Below are 20,834 nucleotides of genomic sequence, written 5' to 3' on the forward strand. Positions count from 1 at the left end.
ATATTTGAGAAATATCCCAAGAATGAGATTTTGAGCAAGGCATTTTGTGCTGACAGGATTACACTCTGGAGAACACCGCGCTTGCGTTGACACCGCCGAACCCGAAACCATTAGTCAGGATATGATCCACCTGCCGCAAGAGAGCCTTGCCCGGCACAAGTTCGAACCGCTCCATGCCCAAATCCGGGTTGGAGAGGTTCCGGGACGGCGGCAATAGCCCGCTGGTCAGTGCCTTGATGCAGCAGATCGCCTCGACAGCGCCTGCCGCGCCCAAAAGGTGGCCGAACATGGATTTGGACGAGGAAACTGCCAGATCCTTGCCGCGCCCCTCAAACAAGGTTCCCAAAGCGGCAATTTCGGCAGCATCACCAACCGGTGTCGACGTGGAATGGGCATTCACATATCCAATGTCTGCGGGGGTCAGCCGGGCCATGTCCAAAGCCTTGCGCATGGCCCGAAGTCCGCCTTCTCCATCCGGCGCTGAGGCCGTCACATGATAGGCATCGCCCGTCGTGCCGTAGCCGGAGACCTCCGCAAGCGGCGTTGCCCCTCGCGCCTTCGCATGGTCTTCCGTTTCAAGGACCAAAATGCCCGCCCCTTCCCCCATCACGAACCCGTCCCGGTCCTGGTCGAAGGGCCTGGATGCCAGTTCCGGCGTGTCGTTGCAGCGGGTCGACATGGCCCTGGCGGCGGAGAACCCGGCGAGGGATACAGGATCGAGACAAGCCTCCGCCCCACCCGCAACCATCAGATCCGCTTCGCCATTTCTCAAGATCCGGACAGCGTCGCCAATTGCCTGAAGACTGGCCGCGCAGGCCGTGACTGGCGCGCCAAGAGGTCCCTTCAACCCATGCCTGATCGAGACCTGTCCGCTGGCAAGGTTCGCAAGGAAAGACGGCACCAGGAACGGAGAGACCCGTCTCGCCCCCCGTTCTGCAACAAGCCTTGCGGCGGCAGTCATCGCCGGAAAGCCGCCAACACCGGTCGCAATGATCGTACCGCTGCGTTCCTTTTCCCGATCGGACTTCGGGCTGAAACCGGCCTGTGCGAGCGCTTCCTCAGCCGCAGCGATGGCAAAGTGAATGAACCGGTCCATGCGCTTCTGCTCGCGCGGTTCCATGTAGAGATCAGGATCAAAGCCGTGCGGGTCCTCCGTTCGCGCCGGCACTTCGCCTGCAATCTTGCAGGCAAGGTCGCTTGCATCGAAATGGGTGATGCGCCGGATGCCATTGGCACCAGACGTTACCCGCTTCCAGAACGCGTCCACCCCGGTCCCCAGGGGAGAGACAATTCCAAGTCCCGTCACGACGATCTTCTGCATGTGCACTCCTATATGTGTATCTACACATTTCAAGTTGCCAAAAATCACTCCGTGGCGAGCCACGGCAATCACATTCAAACGGTCGACAGAACCTTGAGCACCCGGATGGCGTCCAGAAAAGCGTCCCGGCCCAGCTCCTCAGCCAGGTCACCCTGCGCCTTGCTCCACAAGGGCAGCGCCTTTGTGACCAGCGCCTCCCCCTTGGCCGTCAGGGAATAGACCTTGCCCCGCCCCTCTTCAGCAGCCCCTGCCACCACCAGTTCATCACGTTCCAGAACCGCAATGTTCCGGATCAGGGTTGTGCGTTCCAGGAAGCAGAAATCGGCAAGTTCTCCGGTGGTCTTGCCTTGTCCCTGCTGAATCAGCGTCAGCACGGAAAACTGCGCCGGGGTCAGGCCAATCTTGCGCGCCTCGCGGCCATAGCGACGGCTCACGGCCCGCGCCGCCTTGCGGGCATTTGCCAGCATGCAGAGGGAAAAATCATCTTCGATCATCCCGAATAGTTATGTGTAGATACACAGACCGTCAAGCTGTGCGGGAGAATACCTTGAACGCTCGTTGCCAAGACGGCTGCCGGGAACGGCGTCCTGCGCATAAAGACATGCAGCTGCAAAAATAAGTGTATAGTCTCAATACTCGCCCGTAGATTGCCTCAGTAAGCCTCTCGAACCGGGCAACAGATCGTGACCTACCCTGGAGACCACAATGGCAGACGCATCTCCCAGCATTCGCGAAATCCGGCAGAAAATCGAAGACAACTGGGGCTGGTTCCTGGCGCTCGGTCTCTGCCTGCTCCTCGGCGGCATGATCCTGATCGCAGCACCGCTGGCGTCCTCGATTGCCATCACCCTGCTGATGGCAGCCGTTCTGGTGGTCGGAGGCCTTGTCCAGATCTATCAGGCTTTCCGGGCCAAGGGCGGCCAGATGTGGAGCCTCGTCACCGGCATCATTGCTGTCATCGGCGGCATCGTTATCTACACCAACCCGCTCGCAGGCACCTTCGCCCTCACCCTGGTCATCGCCGCTGTCTTCATTGCACAGGGCGTCAGCCAGCTGCTGCTCGGCTTCAAGCTGAAGCCTCATGAAGGCTGGTTCTGGGTGGTTCTGGCGGGCCTCGTCTCGCTGCTGGCCGGTGTCATGATCTGGATGGAACTGCCCTCTTCCGCCGCCTGGGCCGTCGGCCTCGTTGCCGGCATCTCCGTCATGTTCAACGGCTGGAGCTACATCGCCATCGCCCTGGCCGCACGGGCAATGAAGGGCTGATCACTTCCCATACCTGACGTGAAAACGGGCGGCCGGTCCTAACCTGCCGCCCGTTTTTGCTGAAAGGCCCTTTGCCGCAGCTTTCTGCTGTTTGCCTTTCCCTCCCCGCCTGCTAGATCCTCTCTGTGAATTTGCTGGCGCGGGCTGGCAAAAGATTGCGCACAATTGTATACGCTTATGCGGTAATTCATCCGGAGGCGCATCCGGCGCTTCCTGCGATTGGTCACAACGCCTGGGAACCCAAGACATGTCCGACATTATCTACACCAAGGTCGACGAAGCCCCGGAACTGGCAAGCGCCTCGTTCCTGCCGATCATCAAAGCTTTCGCAAAGCCGGCCGGCATTGAAATCGGCACCAAGGACATCTCCCTGGCGGGCCGTATCCTCGCCAACTTCCCGCAGTATCTGACCGACGCGCAGAAGCAGCCGGACGACCTCGCCGAACTCGGCAAGCTGGTCACCCTGCCGGATGCAAACGTCATCAAGCTGCCGAACATTTCCGCCTCCCGTCCGCAGCTGAACGCCGCGATCAAGGAACTGCAGTCCCAGGGCTACAAGCTTCCGGATTACCCGGCCGAGCCGGCAACGGACGAAGACAAGAAGGTCAAGGCGACCTATGACGCGATCATGGGTTCTGCCGTGAACCCGGTCCTACGCGAAGGCAACTCCGACCGCCGCGCTCCGAACGCCGTCAAGGAATTCGCCAAGAAGAACCCGCATTCCATGGGTGCCTGGCTGACCACCTCCAAGACCCACGTTGCCACGATGGGCCAGAACGACTTTGCCGCCAACGAAAAGTCCGTGACCATCGCAGCGGCCTCCGCCGGCACAGCGAAGATCGAGTTCGTTGCCAAGGACGGTTCGGTCAAGGTTCTCAAGGACAACCTGAAGCTCACCGACGGTGACGTTCTCGACGCCACCTACATGAGCGCCAAGGCCCTGTCCGATTTCCTCGCCAAGGAAATCCAGGATGCCAAGGACAAGGGCGTTCTCTTCTCCGTGCACCTGAAGGCAACGATGATGAAGGTCTCCGACCCGATCATCTTCGGCCATGTGGTCAAGGCCTTCCTCAAGGACGTCTTCGACAAGCACGCCGCCACCTTCGTAGAACTGGGCGTGAACCCGGATCTGGGCATCGGTGACCTGGAAGCCAAGGTCGCGACACTTGCTGCTGACAAGGCCGCAGAGATCCAGGCAGACATCAAGGCCGCCCTCGACAACGGCCCGGCCATGTATATGGTGAACTCCGACAAGGGCATCACCAACCTGCATGTCTCCTCCGACGTCATCATCGACGCCTCCATGCCCGCTCTTATCCGCGCTGGCGGCAAGGGCTGGGGCCCGGACGGCAAGGAACATGACGCAAAGTGCGTGATCCCGGACAGTTCCTATGCCGGCGTCTATGACGCGGTCATCGAGTTCTGCAAGAAGAACGGCGCTCTCGACCCGTCCAAGATGGGCACCGTGCCGAACGTCGGCCTGATGGCCCAGAAGGCCGAGGAATACGGCTCTCACCCGCAGACCTTCAAGGCACCTGCTGACGGCTCCATCCGCATCGTCGACGCAGCCGGCACTACCCTGCTCTCCCATGACGTGGAAGGCGGCGACATCTGGCGCGCCTGCCTGACCAAGGATGCTCCGATCCGTGACTGGGTGAAGCTCGGCGTCTCCCGCGCCCGCCTCTCCGGCATGCCGGGCATCTTCTGGCTGGACAAGAACCGCGCCCATGATGCGGAACTGATCAAGAAGGTGGAAGCCTATCTGCCGGAACACGACACCTCCGGCCTGGATCTGAAGATCCTGGCACCGAGCGAGGCTGCCCGCGTCTCCACCGAGCGGATCGCCCGCGGCGAAGACACGATCTCCATCACCGGCAACGTTCTGCGCGACTACCTGACGGACCTCTATCCGATCCTGGAAGTGGGCACCTCGGCCAAGATGCTTTCCATCGTTCCGCTGATGAACGGCGGCGGCCTGTTTGAAACCGGTGCCGGCGGCTCTGCGCCCAAGCACGTTCAGCAGCTGATGGAACAGAACTACCTGCGCTGGGATTCCCTCGGCGAGTTCTGCGCCCTCGGTGCGTCCCTGGAGCATCTGGCCCAGGTCAAGTCCAACGCCAAGGCACAGGTTCTGGCCGACGCCCTGGACAAGGCCATCGAAAAGCTGCTCGACAACGACAAGTCCCCGCAGCGCAAGGTCGGCCAGCTCGACAACCGCGGCAGCCATTTCTACATCGCTCTCTACTGGGCACAGGGTCTGGCAGCTCAGGACAAGGATGCCGAGCTGAAGGCCTATTTCGCTCCGATCGCCAAGGCGCTCTCCGAGAACGAAGACAAGATCGTTGCCGAACTGAACGGCGTCCAGGGCAACCCGGCCGACACCGGCGGCTACTACCACGCCCCTGCCGCCAAGGTCGCCGCCGTCATGCGCCCGAGCGCAACCCTGAACGGCATCATCGGCTGATCAGGCTCGACAGAACACAAGAGAAAAGGGCGGCCATTGGCCGCCCTTTTTTTATTGCCCATGCGACCTTTAATTCGGTTCGGCCTTTCCGGCCCGATCGCTGATCGTCAAATGCAATGCAAGGCTCCGGAAGCTTGCAAAAATGCAACACATCCGCGCTTCAACATCTCTCGGTACAATTCAGCCTTGTAAAGGCAGCACAAATTCATCATCTGTACCGTCATCGATCCAATGATCGGCATCTTTTGAAAAGGGGACTAGGACATGACCGCCATGTACCGCGCGCCCAAGCGGGCAGCCAACCTTCGATAAACCGCGATAGCGGGGCGTGAAGGCAATCAGGACAAGAGTGCTTGTTCCTGACGCTAGCTCTATTTTCAAAAGAGGACCCACATGGGCACTTCTCAAAAGGAGGTGGCGCCGAACCGTTGCGCCTCTCCGATCTACAAGTTCTATTCAAGTACATCCTGGATTGAGGGATCTGCAGAAGATCAGCTGAAGCATGTTGCCGGCATGGATGGCGTGCTCAGCATTGCCGCCTTTCCGGACCTTCATCCTGGCAAATACGGACCTGTCGGCTGCGCCCTTCTCTCGACGCGGATCTATCCGCAGCTGATCGGAAACGATATCGGCTGCGGAATGTCGCTCTTTGCCCTGGACCTGCCTGGGCACAAGTTCCGGCTCAACAAATCCGCACAAAAGCTTCGCGCTCTGGAGGAGCCCTGGGGTGGAGATCCGGCGGCCCGTCTCGTTGCCGCAGGTCTTTCTCCGGAACTTGCCCCGGAAAGCCTGGGCACGATAGGTGGCGGTAATCACTTCTGCGAACTGCAGACAGTTGAAACGATCTTCGACGGGGATGCCATGAAGGCGGCTGACCTAGAAAAGGGACAACTTCTGCTCTTCGTTCACTCAGGTTCACGGAGCCTTGGAACGTCGACCTTTGCCACGGTGCAAGACCAACTCGAAGGCCTGGCAAGCCTGAGCGATGCAGCTCAGTCCTATCTGGCTCTGCATGACAAGGCCATCGTCTGGGCAAGCCTCAATCGGGCGATCATCGCGGAACGTGCTGCAAATGCGCTGCGCTGCGATCTTCGTCTGGTCTGCGACATCCCGCACAACCTCATCGAGAAGCATGAGGATGGATGGTTGCACCGGAAAGGTGCGGCAAAGGCTGACTGTCCCCTGGTGCCGCTCGCCGGCTCAAGGGATGCGCTCAGTTTCCTGCTCAAGCCTGCAGTGAACAGGCCAGAAGCACTTCTGTCCCTAGCACATGGAGCGGGCCGCAAATACGACCGGGCCTCCATGAATGGGCGGGCAGGCACCAACCGGCAGGAACGAGACAACCTCACACGAACGTCCTTTGGCGGCCTCGTCATCTGTGAGGACCGCCAGCTTCTAATCGAGGAGGCTCCTCAGGCCTACAAGGATCCCGCGCACGTCGTGCAGCAACTTGAAGCCCTGTCCCTGGCAACCCGTGTCGCAGCCCTGAAACCTCTGGTGACGTTCAAGAAGGCGATGACGGAGGACCTTCGAGCAGAAAGACAGGAAAAAAAGAAACGCCTGCAGGACAGGAGGGCAGCACGATGAGTGACGTTCAAACTCAATACCTTTTGGTTTCAAGTGGGGATGGCCCACAGGAATGCCGGAGAGCGGTGGCGCTGGTCATCGCCCAGATCCGCAAGGAAGCGGCAAGCAACGGCCTCAAGGCCGATGCTGAGCTTTCAGGAGATAACGGATCCGAGCATTGCCCTCCTTCCGCATTGATCACTTTGACAGGAAACGGTGCGGAGGCCTTGGCCGGCAGGTGGACGGGGACAGTTCAATGGACATGTCAGAGCCCTTTCCGCCCTCACCACAAAAGGCGCAACTGGTTCGTTGGCGTCTTCAAGGTCTCCATTTCGGAGAATGCTCCGATTAATTTGGCAGAACAGAACCTGAAGATCGAAACGTTCCGCTCAGGAGGGCCAGGCGGCCAGCATCAGAACACGACGGACAGCGGCGTAAGAATTACGCACCTGCCTTCGCGCATCTCTGCCGTATCAACGGATGAACGCTCACAGCACCGGAACAAGCAGGTTGCCCTGGAGCGCCTGCTGGCAAAATCTATCCTGAAACAGCAAGAGACAAAGATGCGGGAGCAATCAAGCCAAAACCTGCTGCACAAACAGCTGGAACGCGGCAATCCAGTGAGAACCTTCAAGGGAGAACGTTTCCAGGAAGCCAAATAAAACCCGCAAGCTCTCCCACAGCCTTACGGAAAGGGGCAGCTTTCGCTGCCCCTTTTTTAATTTTCCCCCTTTGCCGGAAGCCGGTTCGTCAGCGTTCCGATGGGAAGGTTTCGGTTTCGATATCGGCTTGCTGGGCCGCGCTGTAGCGGGTGCCTTGCACGGTCTCCTGGTTAATCAGCTTGTCGAGCTTCAACAGAACCTCTGCAGAGAGCTGGAGGGATCCAGCCTCGAAATTTTCCTTCAGATGGTCACTTTGGGTCGTGCCGGGAATGGCGACCACATGCTCGCCCTGAGCCAGGACCCAGGCGATCGCAAGGGCTGCCATGGAGCAGCCAGCCTCGTCCGCAATCTCACCATAGACCTTGAGCAGTTCCAGGTTCCGGGCATAGGTTTCCGGCACGAACCGGGGCATGGCGCGGCGCATGTCCTTTTCATCCGGATGCAGAACAGCGTCCATGCCGTGCTTGCCGGTCAAAAAGGCCCGTGCGAGCGGCGAAAAGGCAACGAAGGTCACGCCCAGGTCCCGGCACGCGGCAAGCGTTGCGATTTCCGGATTGCGGGTCCAGAGCGAATATTCCGACTGGAGGGCTGCCACCGGATGAACCGCATGGGCACGCCGCAGGGTTTCTGCCGAGACTTCCGACAGGCCGTAGGAGCGGATCTTGCCTTCCCTGATCAGGTCAGCAAAAGCTCCGGCGCTGTCCTCGATCGGCACGGTCCGGTCCAGCCGATGCAGGTAATAAAGGTCGATAACATCCGTCTTCAACCGCTGAAGACTTGCCTCACAGGCTGCCTTGATCCGCTCCGGGCGCCCGTCAATGTCGCGGGATGCGCCGTTGGTGCCGGGGAAGAGACCGCATTTGGAGGCAAGGAAGATGTCATTGCGCCGCGCACCAAGGGTGTTGCCCAGAACCGTCTCGCTGACCCCTGCCCCATAGATTGTCGCCGTGTCGAAATGGGTATAGCCCAGCTCCAGTGCCTCGTTCAGAAGCCTGGACGCAGCTTCCGCCGTCAGCGTGTTGCCATAACCGTGAGCATAGTTCATGCAGCCGAGGCCGACCGGAGTGACGGCCGCAGAGCCAATCTTGCGCGATGTCATGAAGTGAGGATCCTGATCTGAAACGGATAAAGCGAGCGCGGACTATAGCAGCTTCTCGAAGAAGTAATCCGGATAGGGATCATCGTTGAACCGGTCGATCTCGGTCCAGCCTTCCTTGCGGTAGAAATTCACCGCCTCCGGCAGCGCCTTGTTGGTGTCAAGGCGCAGGACCTTGATGCCAAGCTGCCGGGCGGCCTCCTCCGTCTCAGCCATCAGCTTGCGGGCAAGACCAAGGCCGCGGGCTGCGGGCGAGACCCACAGGCGCTTGATTTCCGCATAGCCCTTGTCGGTACCCTTCAGACCGGCACAGCCAACCGGCATGCCGTCCGACAAGGTCACGAAGAATGCCCCCTTCGGCCGCATCATGCTTTCCGCATCCGGATCCGCCGAAAGCTTCACATCAAATCCCGCCTCGAGCCGGCGGTTCAGCTCCGCATAATATTGTTCGAGACACTGAAGAGCGACTTCGGAGCGCGGGTCCACCTCCTCGAAACTCCACCGGTCCCGCCCCAGGGCCGAGGCGATCAGGTCCATGGCATCCAGCAAGGCTTGCGGATGGGCATGGCTGCTGAGCAGCTTTTCCGCCCGCTCGTTGGACAGATGCTCGTAGATCGCGAATTCCGCTTCGCCCGCGGGCGTCAGAACAGCCTGCCGCTTGCGCCCATCATCAGGCCCTGCGGAAAGCTCGATCAACTCCTCCTCCTCAAGAGACCGCAAAAGGCGGCTCATGAGACCGGAGTCGAGACCCAGATAGGCCCGGATCGCCGCAACATCCGTGCGGCCATGACCGATGGCATTGAGAACCCGGGCAGCGCCGAGTGGACGGCCTCTGCCGAGGAAGGAATGATCCAGTGCGCCGACCTCTGAGGTCACCGCACGGCTGAAGCGCCGGAAGCGGGAAATATCGTTCAACATGATTTATCTGACTTTAGTCAGGTAAATTGATTTGTCAATGGATCAGCGCCTCACTCACGGAGCCCCACAAAGACATTCATAATTTTTTCCCGTTTCCGCCACATTTCACGGAACCATCCGGTCGACCAGCCGTTCCCTTTCAAGACCCGTGGGATCACGGGCATTGCCGGAAGCTCCTCTTCCCCGCTTCCTGCCCACACCAGCCAAACCAGACAGCTCCGGACCGCCCGGACTTCACTGTCTGGAGGACGGAATAATGGCACGACTTTTCACAATTGGTCTTCTGGTCCTTATCGGACTTGTTCTCACCGCCGCAGGCGGCTGCCTGGCAGCCCTTCACGGCACTTTCTATTACGTGCTCACCGGCTTTGCCTTTCTGGCGACGGCCTATCTGGTCTATCATCGCCGCTCTGCCGCGCTCTGGCTTTATGCCGGCATTGTCGCCTCGACCTTGATCTGGGCGATCTGGGAAGTCGGCTTCGACTGGTGGGCGCTTGCGCCACGTGGCGGTATCATCATGCTGATCGGCCTGTGGATGCTCACTCCCTGGGTCAGGCGCAACCTCGACAATACGGGCAAGTCCGATCTGACAGCGTTGCCGTCCAGGCGCCCCGCCGCTCCTGCCTTCGGTCTGGCTGGCGTCGTGCTGGCCGCCTTTGTTGTGGCAGGCATTTCGATGCTGAGCGATGTTCACGCGGTTCAGGGCGAACTGCCACGGGAAGCCACAGTTACCAATCCCGCTCTCGGCAACGACATGCCTGAAGGCGACTGGCACCAGTATGGCCGCAGCAATTATGGCCAGCGCTATTCTCCACTCGCGCAGATCACCCCGGAAAATGTCGCGAAGCTGGAAGTTGCCTGGACCTTCGAGACTGGCGACAAGAAGCTTCCCGGAGACACCAAGGAGACGACCTATCAGGTCACGCCGCTCAAGATTGGCGACACGCTCTATCTTTGCACGCCGCACAATTGGGCGATTGCAGTTGATGCGGTCTCCGGCCAGCAGAAGTGGAAATATGATCCGGGCCTTGGCCCCAACACCAGCCGCCAGCACCAGACCTGCCGGGGCGTGACCTATTGGTCCGATCCGCAGATGACGGATGGCGAACGGTGCAAGGAGCGGGTCTACCTGCCGACCTCCGACGCGCGGCTGATTGCCCTGAACCGGGAGGACGGCACGGTCTGCGAGAGCTTTGCGGACAATGGCTCGCTCGATCTCAGCCAGCACATGAAGCACAATCCGGACGGCTATTATTATTCCACCTCCCCGCCCCTTGCCATCGACGGCAAGCTGATCGTCGGCGGCGCGGTGAACGACAATTTCTCGCTCTACGAACAGTCCGGCGTGATCCGCGCCTTTGATGCCCGCACAGGCGAGCTGGTCTGGAACTGGGATTCCGGCAATCCGGACGTCACCGCACCGCTGACCGGGGACGAGACCTACACCACCAACTCGCCCAACAGCTGGTCCGTTGCCAGTGCGGATGAGAAGCTTGGGCTCGTTTATATCCCGATGGGCAATCAGGTGCCTGATCAGCTAGGCATGAACCGCAGCGAAGCGGTCGAGACCTATTCATCCTCCCTGACCGCTCTCGACATCAACACAGGCCAGGTGCGCTGGGTGCGCCAGTTCGTGCATCATGACCTCTGGGACATGGATGTTCCTGCCCAGCCCGTCCTGATAGACCTGACCCAGAAGGACGGGTCCGTTGTTCCGGCCGTGGTTCAGCCCACCAAGCAAGGCGACATCTATGTGCTGAACCGGGCGACCGGAGAGCCGGTCATTCCGGTCGAGGAAGTGAAGGTCGGCAGCACTGAGACAATTGAAGGCGACCACGCCTCCCCGACCCAGCCGCACTCCGCCTTGTCCTTCAATCCGCCAGCCTTGACGGGCAAGGACATGTGGGGCGTGACCATGTTCGACCAGCTGGCCTGCCGGTTGAAGTTCCACTCCCTGAACTATGAAGGCCGCTACACGCCACCCTCGCTGAACGGCACGATCGTTTATCCGGGCAATTTCGGCACCTTCAACTGGGGTTCTGTCGCGGTGGATCCGGAACGACAGGTCCTGTTCGCCATGCCCGTCTATCTGGCCTTCACCTCGCAGCTTGTCCCCAAATCCGAGATCCCGCCGAAGGGAGCAGACGAGAAGGCAAGCGAACAGGGACTGAACCGCAACGAAGGCGCAGACTACGGCGTCTACATGGGCCCGCTCTACAGCCCCCTGTCCCTGCCCTGCCAGCAGCCGCCCTGGGGCTATGTGGCCGGTGTGGATCTGACCACGGGCAAGGTTGCGTACAAGCACAAGAACGGCACCGTGCAGGATCTTGCTCCGGTTCCCGTGCCGATCGAAATGGGTGTGCCTGGCATTGGCGGCCCGATGATCACCAAGGGCGGTGTCGTTTTCATGGGCGCCGCTGTCGATAACTACCTGCGGGCCTATGACCTGACCAGCGGCAAGGAACTGTGGAAGGGCCGTCTGCCCGCGGGCGGTCAGGCAACGCCCATGACCTACGAGGTAGACGGCACCCAGTACGTGCTGATAGTCGCAGGCGGCCACGGCTCCATCGGAACCACGCCGGGTGACTATGTGGTCGCCTACAAACTGCCCTGATCGAGGCGCAGCATCGTTGAACTTCCTGTCTCGCCGGCGGCTTTCATGCAAAGCTGCCGGCGTCTTTTTTGAAGGTGGATCCGGAAGACTGTCCTCTTGCCTTCGCAGTTGCGAAATCGTATACAAACGCACACAATCATTCCCGCACCCAGAACAAGGTCCATTCCCATGGCAAAGATCAAGGTAGCGAACCCGGTCGTCGAGATTGATGGCGACGAGATGACCCGGATCATCTGGCAGTTCATCAAGGACAAGCTGATCCATCCCTATCTGGACATCGATCTCGAATATTACGACCTGTCGATCCAGAAGCGTGACGAGACCGACGACCAGATCACCGTCGACGCAGCCAATGCCATCAAGAAACACGGCGTCGGTGTCAAATGCGCGACAATCACCCCAGATGAAGCCCGCGTTGAGGAATTCGGCCTGAAGAAGATGTGGCGGTCGCCCAACGGGACCATCCGCAACATTCTGGGCGGTGTGATCTTCCGCGAGCCGATCATCATGAGCAACGTGCCCCGGCTGGTTCCGGGCTGGACCCAGCCGATCATCGTCGGCCGTCATGCCTATGGCGACCAGTATCGCGCCACGGATTTCCGGTTCCCCGGCAAGGGCAAGCTAACGATCAAGTTCACCGGCGAAGATGGCGAGACCATCGAGCATGAAGTCTTTGACGCGCCGTCCGCAGGCGTGGCCATGGCCATGTACAATCTGGATGACTCGATCCGCGACTTCGCCCGCGCCTCGTTCAACTATGCGCTCCAGCGCGGCGTGCCCTGCTATCTCTCCACGAAGAACACGATCCTCAAGGCCTATGACGGCCGCTTCAAGGATATCTTCCAGGAGATCTTCGATGCCGAGTTCAAGCCGGCCTTCGAGGAAAAGAAGATCTGGTATGAGCACCGCCTGATCGACGACATGGTCGCCAGCGCCCTGAAGTGGTCCGGTGGCTATGTCTGGGCCTGCAAGAACTATGACGGCGACGTCCAGTCAGACATCGTGGCTCAGGGCTTTGGCTCCCTTGGCCTCATGACCTCTGTCCTGATGACACCGGACGGCAAGACCGTGGAAGCGGAAGCCGCCCACGGCACGGTGACCCGTCACTACCGCATGCACGAGCGCGGCGAGCAGACCTCGACCAATCCGATCGCCTCCATTTTTGCCTGGACCCGGGGCCTGGCCCACCGCGCCAAACTGGACGACAATGCGGATCTAGCCCGTTTCGCGGCCACGCTGGAGAAGGTCTGCATCGACACCGTGGAGAGCGGCCACATGACCAAGGATCTGGCCCTTCTGGTTGGTCCGGATCAGGGCTGGCTAACCACCAACGGCTTCCTCGACAAGATCGACGATAACCTGAAGAAGGTCATGGCCGCCTAAGGCTCTTTCGCTTCGCGAGGCAGCTCATCTCAGGGCGCGAAAGTCTTTCAGCTTTCGCGCCCTTTCTCTTTGAATATCGGACAACAGAAATAGAAAGAAGTAATCAGAACCTTGAAAAAATAACTCTCAAACTCTCGCCACTCTATTTCCCGAGATCGAAACATTTTCTCCAAGAAATGACCAAATTTCAGTTCGATGAAAAGACAACTCAGTTTCTGCATCGAAGGTCACGATGGTCTCGCTCTATACAAACTTCCGGAACCAGCGCCGCACGCAGCGCTATGGTCGCAAGATCAGCGATCATCTGAAGTCCTTCGAAGACAAGGGCTATGACAGCCCCATCATCATTACCGGATATCCAAAGTCAGGTAACACATGGCTGGCCAGAGTGGTGGCGGAAGCGATTGGCTGTCCGGTGCTGGGCTTTGCAGGACTGCGCGGGCATGAAGAAATCGCCATGGAAGGCTTTGAGCGTACCTCGCGCTCCTACGTGCTGAAGTCCCATCACACCCGCGACATGCTGGACCTGGTCTCCCACCCCAATCTCAAGATCCTCACAATCGTCCGCGACCCGCGCGATGTAGCTGTTTCCGGCAAACACTATCTGTTCAAGGGGCAGACCGACGCAGAAAGCAAAATGGTCGAAATCATGACCAATTGCGCAGGCGGCGCCGGATGGGACCGGCGCAGCTGGTCGGAGTATGTCGATCCGTTCCTCGACCCTTACATGCCAATGGCCCGCTATGAGGACATGCTCGAGGCTCCCTGCGACACCCTGCAGCTGCTCTTTCGCAAGGCACGGATCCCGGTCGACAAGGCCCGGATTGCAGCCGCGATAGAAAACCAGAGCTTCGAGAAGGCACGTCAGCGGTTTGAGGCCGAGAAGGATCCGGCCAAGCTGCATCATATGCGCCAGGGCCGCGCGGGCGCCTACAAGAACGAATTGTCCGACGAGAACCGTCAGCGCCTCACCCGCTCCCTCGCCCCTACCATGGTGGACCTAAGCTACCTCTCCTGAGACAGCAGAAGGCACTTTTCCGGCTCTTGAAGAATTCCATCCCTCATCCGGACGACTTCGATTACTCTCATGACAGTCAGCCTCCCATGCCCAACCGGGCTGCGGGGCAGGCGTTTTCACATGACTTTTTGGGGTCCATATCTGGGCCCCGCCTGAGAGATCGACTGGAACATAAAGTGTCTTTTTTATGCCTTTCCCCCATGCCTGCATCCTCAAGACAGAAGCCGTTCTCGCGCCTTCAGAAAATCGCGCTTGCAGCCTTCCTTGCCTTTTCGTGCATGCTCCAGGCACCGGCTCTTGCGCAATCCCCCAGTGAACCTGCCCGGGGATCCGTGGAGCGCAAGGAAATCCTCGACGCGGTGCGCCCGCTGGCAGAGGCCCGTCTGCGCACGCCGGTCGAATTCGTCGTCAGCTGGATGCGATCTGCAAACGGTTGGGCCTTCGTCAGCCTTGCCCCCCAACGCCCGGGCGGCGCGGCCATCGACCTCAAGACGACCGTCTTTGCGGATGAGGCGGAGTATATGGACGGAGCCCAGACCTATGCCTTGCTCCGTTATCAATTTGACCGCTGGAACATCATCGACTTCGCTGTCGGCCCAACCGATGTCTTCTGGCAAGGCGATCCGCTTTATAGGCAGGTTCCAGCTGGTCTGACGCCTTATTGAGAGGGCAAGGCTCCCTCAGCCCACCAGTGGCCAAACGGGGAGACAGCACTGTCCAGTGTCAGGCTGTCTCTTCCCCATCGGGCTTTTCCTCGAACAGCTCCGGCTGCTCCTCCACCAGTTCCTCGCGACCTTCCGCTTGTGCAATTTCCCCCTGCACCAGATCGCCGCTTTCCTTGCGCAGATCCGCCGTCCGCTCCTCCACTTCGGCCATGATCCGGGCCGCCAGTTCTGTCTTGGACGACATCAGATCCGTCAGGGCATCCGCCTCCAGCACCAGGAGTTCGCAGTCATGAAAGGCACGGATGGTCGCGGTTCTCGGACGCTGGTGGAGCAGTGAGATTTCTCCGAAGAACTTTCCCTCTCCCAGATAGATCTTCTCCCTCGGCAGTTCGATCTCCACCTCACCATCGGAGATGAAATACATCCGGCTGGCCACATCGCCCTTTGAGGCAATAACCGTTCCGGCACGCACTCTTTGAGCCCGGAGAAGCTTTGCCACTTCGGCGATTTCCGCAGCTTTCAGATCTTCGAACAGCGGCACACGGGCCACCATGGACCATGTCACCACGAAATCCCGGCTATGGATTTCACGTGCAAAGGCTGAGGCCACGATGCCGACCGGCAAGGCGATCAGGCCATAGCCGAGCAGCATGACGATACCGCCGATGACTTTTCCCAGACCTGTCACGGGCACCACATCGCCATAGCCAACGGTCGTCACCGTGGTCACCGCCCACCAGATCGCATGGGGAATACTGGCCAGCTTTTCCGGCTGCTCATCATGCTCGATGACATACATGAGTGTTGCAGCCATGAGCACAACGCCGCAGATGATGACCGTTGAGCCCATGAGCGCATGGCGTTCCGAGGCAATCGCCGAGAGCAGGGAACGAAGGGCGGGCGAATAACGGGCCAGCTTGAGGAACCGCAACAGGCGAAGGATGACGATGACCGTGACCGCGGAGTTGGGCAGGACCAGCACCAGGATCAACGGCAGAGCCGCGATCAGGTCGACAATGGCATCCGGCTGCAAGGCATAGCGCAACCGCGCACCAATCGGCCCATAGCGGCGCAAAGGGGGATGCAGATCGGCGATATAGAGCCGCAAGACATACTCAGCGACGAAGCCGACACCGCAGATGAGCTGAAAGATCATCAAAGGCCCCAAAGGGCGCGGCTCAAACCCCGGCAAGGTCTCCAGCACTGCACTTGCAACATTGATCAGAATGAGAAGGACAAGACCGCGCCGGATGAGCCTGGCGCCAATGCGCCGGTTGCCCGTGTCTTCCAGAAGATCATACAGAGTGCGTTTCAGCATCGGCCTTCCTTGGCGGCGGCATGAAGTCTGATCCGATCTATACCCTGCTTCACGCCACAAGACGACGATGCGGATCAACCGGACGGCATGAAAAGATCTCTCAAGGCATCCTTTCCTGGTCCCCGGCAAGAGAGCCAAAGAAAAAGGGCGGACAAATCTGCCCGCCCTTCCTCTCTTACAATTCGTTTTTCTGCCGTTACAGACCGGCGAGATAAGCCTCGATCTGAGCAACCGCTTCATCGGCCTTGGAGCCATCCGGGCCACCAGCCTGAGCCATGTCCGGACGCCCGCCGCCGCCTCGGCCACCGAGGGCTTCGGAACCGATCTTCACCAGATCGACCGCAGTCACCTTGCTGGTCAGGTCCTTGGCAACAGCCGTGACGATGGCAGCCTTGCCGTCATCCGCAACGCTGATCAGAACAACAACGCCGGAACCGAGCTGTGCCATGGCTTCATCCGCCATGCCCTTCAGGTCCTTCGGGTTGATGCCATCGACCACGCGGGCCATCAGCTTGAAGGAGCCGGCTTCACGAACGGGAGCTGCCCCGCCTTCGCCAGCGCCGCCCATGGCAAGCTTCTTCTTGGCATCGGCCAGATCGCGCTCCAGCTTCTTGCGGTCTTCCACAAGCTGGGCAACGCGTGCCGGAACGTCCGCAGCACCGACCTTCAACAGGGATGCCAGTTCGCGCATGCGCTTGTCCTGGGTGTCGAGATAGGTGCGGGCTGCCGTGCCGGTCAGAGCCTCGAGACGGCGCACGCCGGCTGCAACGGCACCTTCACCGACCAGGGTCACCAGACCGATGTCACCCGTGCGCTGAACATGGGTGCCGCCGCACAGTTCGACAGAATAGGACTTGCCGGCCTTCGGACCATGGATCGCCTTGCCCATGGTGACGACGCGGACTTCATCCCCATACTTCTCGCCGAAGAGCGCCATAGCGCCGCTCTCGATCGCCTCGTCCACGGCCATCAGGCGCGTGTCGACCGGGGCATTCTGCAGGATGATCTCGTTGGCGAGGGTTTCGACCACCTTCAGCTCCTCATCGCTCATCGGCTTGGGATGAGAGAAGTCGAAGCGCAGGCGTTCGGAGGTGACCAGCGAACCCTTCTGCGCCACGTGGCCGCCGAGCACTTCGCGAAGGGCTTCATGCAGCAGGTGGGTTGCAGAATGATTGGACCGGATCGCGCCACGGCGCTCATGGTCCACCACCAGCTGAACCGGCAGATCTACCTTCAGCGTGCCTTCGGTTACAGTGACCGCATGAATGAAGAGACCATCGGCCTTCTTCTGAACGTCGGTGACGGCTGCCGAAACGCCATTGCCCTTCAGGACACCATTGTCGCCGATCTGGCCACCGGATTCGCCATAGAACGGCGTCTGGTTGAGGATCACATAGCCTGACTGGCCAGCGGCAATGGACGCAACCTCTGCACCCTCTGCGACGAGACCAGTGATGACGCCTTCGGCGACTTCCGTGTCATAGCCGAGGAATTCGGTCGCACCCAGACGCTCCTTGAGAGCGAACCAGACCGTTTCGGTCGCAGCTTCCCCCGAACCGCTCCAGGCAGCGCGGGCTTCGGCCTTCTGGCGCTGCATGGCAGCATCGAAGCCAGCAGTGTCAACGCTGACGCCCCGGGCGCGCAGAGCGTCCTGGGTCAGGTCGAGTGGGAAGCCATAGGTGTCGTAAAGCTTGAAGGCCGTCTCGCCATCCAGCTCTCCGCCTTCGCCCAGACCTTCCGTTGCCGTGTCGAGAAGACCAAGCCCCCGTTCCAGCGTCTTGCGGAAGCGGGTTTCTTCCAGCTTCAGGGTTTCGGTGATCAGCGCTTCGGCGCGGAGCAGTTCCGGATAGGCCTGGCCCATTTCGCGCAGCAGTGCAGGGACCAGCTTGAACATCAGCGGATCGCGGGCACCCAGCAGGTGGGCATGGCGCATACCGCGGCGCATGATGCGGCGCAGAACATAGCCACGGCCTTCGTTGGACGGCAAAACGCCATCGGCAATCAGGAAGCTGGTGGAACGCAGGTGATCGGCAATGACACGGTGGCTGGCCTGAGCCGCACCTTCCGCCTTCACGCCCGTGGCATTCTCGGAAGCGGCGATCAGCGCCTTGAACAGATCGATGTCGTAGTTGTCGTGAACGCCCTGGAGAACGGCAGCCACACGCTCCAGACCCATACCCGTGTCAATCGACGGACGCGGCAGGTCGAGACGGGCTTCCGGCGTCTGCTCATACTGCATGAAGACGAGATTCCAGATCTCGATGAAGCGGTCACCGTCTTCCTCGGCAGAGCCCGGAGGGCCGCCCCAGATCTTGTCGCCATGATCGAAGAAGATTTCCGAGCAGGGACCGCAGGGACCGGTGTCGCCCATGGTCCAGAAATTGTCGGAGGTCGGGATGCGGATGATCTTGTCATCGCTCAGGCCCGCAATCTTGCGCCAGAGACCAGCTGCATCCTCATCTTCGGAATAGACCGTGACGAGCAGCTTGTCCTTGGGAAGGCCGTATTCCTTGGTGATCAGGTTCCATGCGAGCTCAATGGCCCGGTCCTTGAAATAGTCGCCGAAGGAGAAGTTCCCGAGCATTTCGAAGAACGTGTGGTGACGCGCGGTGTAGCCGACATTGTCCAGATCGTTGTGTTTGCCGCCGGCGCGGACAACCTTCTGAGCCGTCGCAGCGCGCTGATAGTCGCGCTTTTCAAGTCCGGTGAAGACGTTCTTGAACTGGTTCATCCCGGCATTGGTGAACATCAGCGTCGGGTCATTGCGGGGCACCAGCGGGCCGGACTCGACCACCTGGTGGCCGTTCTTGGCAAAATAGTCCAGAAACGCACTTCTGATTTCGTTTACGCCACTCATCTAGGTCTCGCTCTCGGTCCTTCGGCAGACGGGTCGGAAGCGGGCGCACAGCCGAGGCGCACACGATGCTCTTTCCCGCGCAAGCATTTCAGAGCCTTTTATCTTTCGCTTCCAGCACTGTCCAGAAGCTTGCCGCGCGGTTCGGGCCGTAAGGCGGCAGTTTTCCTGAAGACTTCAGCGGCTTTCTTGTCTTCTGCGCGCGCAAAAGCTTTCGTTCCCACTCCCTTAGGAGCGGAGGGTGCGACCGAGGAGACGAGAACAGGCCTGTTCGAGCGAGTCGCCAAGGCCTGCAGCTTGTACAAGGCACGTAAATTTCCCCCGGTCCCAGCCCTTGCTGAGCTCCATGGCCTTCACTCAGAAGGCTGCGCCCAAAAGAAAAAGGGCTCCCGGAGCAAGCCGGAAGCCCTTTGAACACTTTCTTCTTCTGGGTACAGGACCAAGAGAGCCCCGCATCAGGTCCGGTCAATCCTCAGACAGACCGTCGTCACCCGCCCCATCCGGATCGATGATCGCATCGGCAATCAGGCCGGCGTTCTGGCGGATGGCCAGCTCGATCTCTGCCGCCATTTCCGGATTGTCGCGCAGGAACTGCTTGGCATTCTCACGCCCCTGACCCAGCCGCTGGCTGTTGTAGGAGAACCAGGCACCAGACTTCTCGACCACGTTGCCCTTGACGCCAAGGTCGATCAGTTCACCCATCTTGGAGACGCCCTCGCCGTAGATGATGTCGAACTCGACCTGACGGAACGGCGGCGCCACCTTGTTCTTGACCACCTTGACGCGGGTCTGGTTGCCGATCACCTCGTCCCGGTCCTTGATCGCGCCAATGCGGCGGATGTCGAGACGGACAGAGGCGTAGAACTTCAGCGCATTACCGCCGGTCGTGGTTTCGGGAGACCCGAACATCACGCCGATCTTCATACGGATCTGGTTGATGAAGATGACCATGCAGTTCGACTTGGAAATCGAAGCGGTCAGCTTGCGAAGGGCCTGGCTCATCAGGCGGGCCTGAAGACCGGGAAGATTATCACCCATCTCGCCTTCGAGTTCGGCCTTCGGCGTCAGGGCGGCAACGGAGTCGATCACGAGCACGTCAATCGCGCCTGAGCGGACCAGAGTGTCGGCAATCTCGAGCGCCTGTTCACCGGCATCCGGCTGGGAAATCAGAAGATCATCGATGTTGACGCCCAGCTTGCGGGCATAAATCGGGTCCAGTGCGTGCTCGGCATCGACAAAGGCGCAGATGCCGCCGTTCTTCTGGGCTTCCGCGACCGTGTGCAGAGCCAGCGTGGTCTTGCCTGAAGATTCCGGTCCATAGATCTCGATGATGCGGCCACGGGGAAGACCACCGATGCCCAGCGCAATATCAAGTCCGAGAGACCCGGTGGAAATGGATTGAATCTCGACGGCCTGCCCCTGGCCAAGCTTCATGATCGAACCCTTGCCAAAGGCGCGTTCGATTTGCGAGAGGGCGGCGTCAAGCGCTTTGGTCTTATCCATCTGGCTGCTTTCTACGAGACGAAGTGTGCTTTGCGACATGGCTTCCCGATCCTTATTCCACGATGGACGCGCCGTTTCAAACCATGGTTTTGTACTCTTTATGTTCTCATTTGACAAGCCCCCATGAGGTATTGAAAATTAACGAGAATATTCAACGTGTTCCCCTCATGTTCCGGACACCGGAAATGA

Annotated in this window: 15 protein-coding genes; 8 read left to right on the forward strand and 7 right to left on the reverse strand. The window is 59.8% G+C overall.

Going from position 1 to position 20,834, the window contains the following annotated elements; genetic code table 11:
• Positions 1 to 58 precede the first annotated feature (58 nt).
• Together fabF and BUA94_RS09355 are read right to left on the reverse strand one after the other, a co-directional pair.
• Complete coding sequence (gene fabF, locus BUA94_RS09350; protein WP_073012211.1) at positions 59 to 1,321, reverse strand: beta-ketoacyl-ACP synthase II; 1,263 nt, start codon at positions 1,319 to 1,321, stop codon at positions 59 to 61.
• A gap of 74 nt (positions 1,322 to 1,395) precedes the next feature.
• Entirely contained in the window at positions 1,396 to 1,815 is a 420-nt protein-coding gene (locus tag BUA94_RS09355) for a MarR family winged helix-turn-helix transcriptional regulator (protein ID WP_073012214.1), read from the reverse strand.
• Between the two features lie 211 nt (positions 1,816 to 2,026).
• Between BUA94_RS09355 and BUA94_RS09360 the strand changes: the two genes are divergently transcribed.
• From BUA94_RS09360 to prfH, 4 genes are all read left to right on the forward strand, one after another.
• Positions 2,027 to 2,584, forward strand: coding sequence for an HdeD family acid-resistance protein (locus tag BUA94_RS09360; protein ID WP_073012217.1), 558 nt, complete (start codon positions 2,027 to 2,029; stop codon positions 2,582 to 2,584).
• A gap of 247 nt (positions 2,585 to 2,831) precedes the next feature.
• Positions 2,832 to 5,048, forward strand: coding sequence for an NADP-dependent isocitrate dehydrogenase (locus BUA94_RS09365; protein ID WP_073012220.1), 2,217 nt, complete (start codon positions 2,832 to 2,834; stop codon positions 5,046 to 5,048).
• 393 nt (positions 5,049 to 5,441) lie between these two features.
• Positions 5,442 to 6,635 carry an RNA ligase RtcB family protein gene (locus tag BUA94_RS09370; RefSeq protein ID WP_073012223.1) on the forward strand — a complete coding sequence of 398 codons (1,194 nt, stop codon included), beginning with the start codon at positions 5,442 to 5,444 and terminating at the stop codon, positions 6,633 to 6,635.
• Positions 6,632 to 7,276, forward strand: a complete 645-nt coding sequence (prfH, locus tag BUA94_RS09375; protein ID WP_073012225.1) for a peptide chain release factor H — start codon at positions 6,632 to 6,634, stop codon at positions 7,274 to 7,276. The genes BUA94_RS09370 and prfH overlap by 4 nt, the downstream gene beginning before the upstream one ends.
• A gap of 88 nt (positions 7,277 to 7,364) precedes the next feature.
• Here the strand turns inward: prfH and BUA94_RS09380 are convergent, their stop codons facing one another.
• Both BUA94_RS09380 and BUA94_RS09385 read right to left on the reverse strand, forming a co-directional pair.
• Entirely contained in the window at positions 7,365 to 8,375 is a 1,011-nt protein-coding gene (locus tag BUA94_RS09380) for an aldo/keto reductase (protein WP_073012229.1), read from the reverse strand.
• Positions 8,376 to 8,417: 42 nt separating this feature from the next.
• Positions 8,418 to 9,290, reverse strand: a complete 873-nt coding sequence (locus BUA94_RS09385; protein WP_073012231.1) for a GNAT family N-acetyltransferase — start codon at positions 9,288 to 9,290, stop codon at positions 8,418 to 8,420.
• A gap of 256 nt (positions 9,291 to 9,546) precedes the next feature.
• On the opposite strand from BUA94_RS09385, the gene BUA94_RS09390 reads away from it, so the two are divergent.
• From BUA94_RS09390 to BUA94_RS09405, 4 genes are all read left to right on the forward strand, one after another.
• Complete coding sequence (locus BUA94_RS09390; protein ID WP_073012234.1) at positions 9,547 to 11,904, forward strand: glucose/quinate/shikimate family membrane-bound PQQ-dependent dehydrogenase; 2,358 nt, start codon at positions 9,547 to 9,549, stop codon at positions 11,902 to 11,904.
• A gap of 168 nt (positions 11,905 to 12,072) precedes the next feature.
• Positions 12,073 to 13,287, forward strand: coding sequence for an NADP-dependent isocitrate dehydrogenase (locus BUA94_RS09395; protein WP_073012238.1), 1,215 nt, complete (start codon positions 12,073 to 12,075; stop codon positions 13,285 to 13,287).
• A gap of 232 nt (positions 13,288 to 13,519) precedes the next feature.
• The gene (locus BUA94_RS09400) at positions 13,520 to 14,305 is read left to right on the forward strand and encodes a sulfotransferase domain-containing protein (protein WP_073012240.1); all 786 of its coding nucleotides are present in this window, start codon (positions 13,520 to 13,522) and stop codon (positions 14,303 to 14,305) included.
• 332 nt (positions 14,306 to 14,637) lie between these two features.
• Entirely contained in the window at positions 14,638 to 14,970 is a 333-nt protein-coding gene (locus BUA94_RS09405) for a hypothetical protein (protein WP_208980035.1), read from the forward strand.
• A 58-nt stretch (positions 14,971 to 15,028) separates the two neighbouring features.
• Here BUA94_RS09405 and BUA94_RS09410 read toward each other — a convergent pair whose 3' ends face one another.
• From BUA94_RS09410 to recA, 3 genes are all read right to left on the reverse strand, one after another.
• Positions 15,029 to 16,288: a cyclic nucleotide-gated ion channel gene (locus BUA94_RS09410; RefSeq protein ID WP_073012242.1), complete on the reverse strand. Its 1,260-nt coding sequence runs from the start codon at positions 16,286 to 16,288 to the stop codon at positions 15,029 to 15,031.
• A 196-nt stretch (positions 16,289 to 16,484) separates the two neighbouring features.
• Positions 16,485 to 19,145, reverse strand: a complete 2,661-nt coding sequence (gene alaS / locus BUA94_RS09415; protein ID WP_073012245.1) for an alanine--tRNA ligase — start codon at positions 19,143 to 19,145, stop codon at positions 16,485 to 16,487.
• A gap of 462 nt (positions 19,146 to 19,607) precedes the next feature.
• Positions 19,608 to 20,684, reverse strand: coding sequence for a recombinase RecA (gene recA, locus BUA94_RS09420; RefSeq protein WP_073012248.1), 1,077 nt, complete (start codon positions 20,682 to 20,684; stop codon positions 19,608 to 19,610).
• Positions 20,685 to 20,834 lie beyond the last annotated feature (150 nt).

Source organism: Roseibium suaedae, assembly GCF_900142725.1.
Taxonomy (GTDB): domain Bacteria; phylum Pseudomonadota; class Alphaproteobacteria; order Rhizobiales; family Stappiaceae; genus Roseibium; species Roseibium suaedae.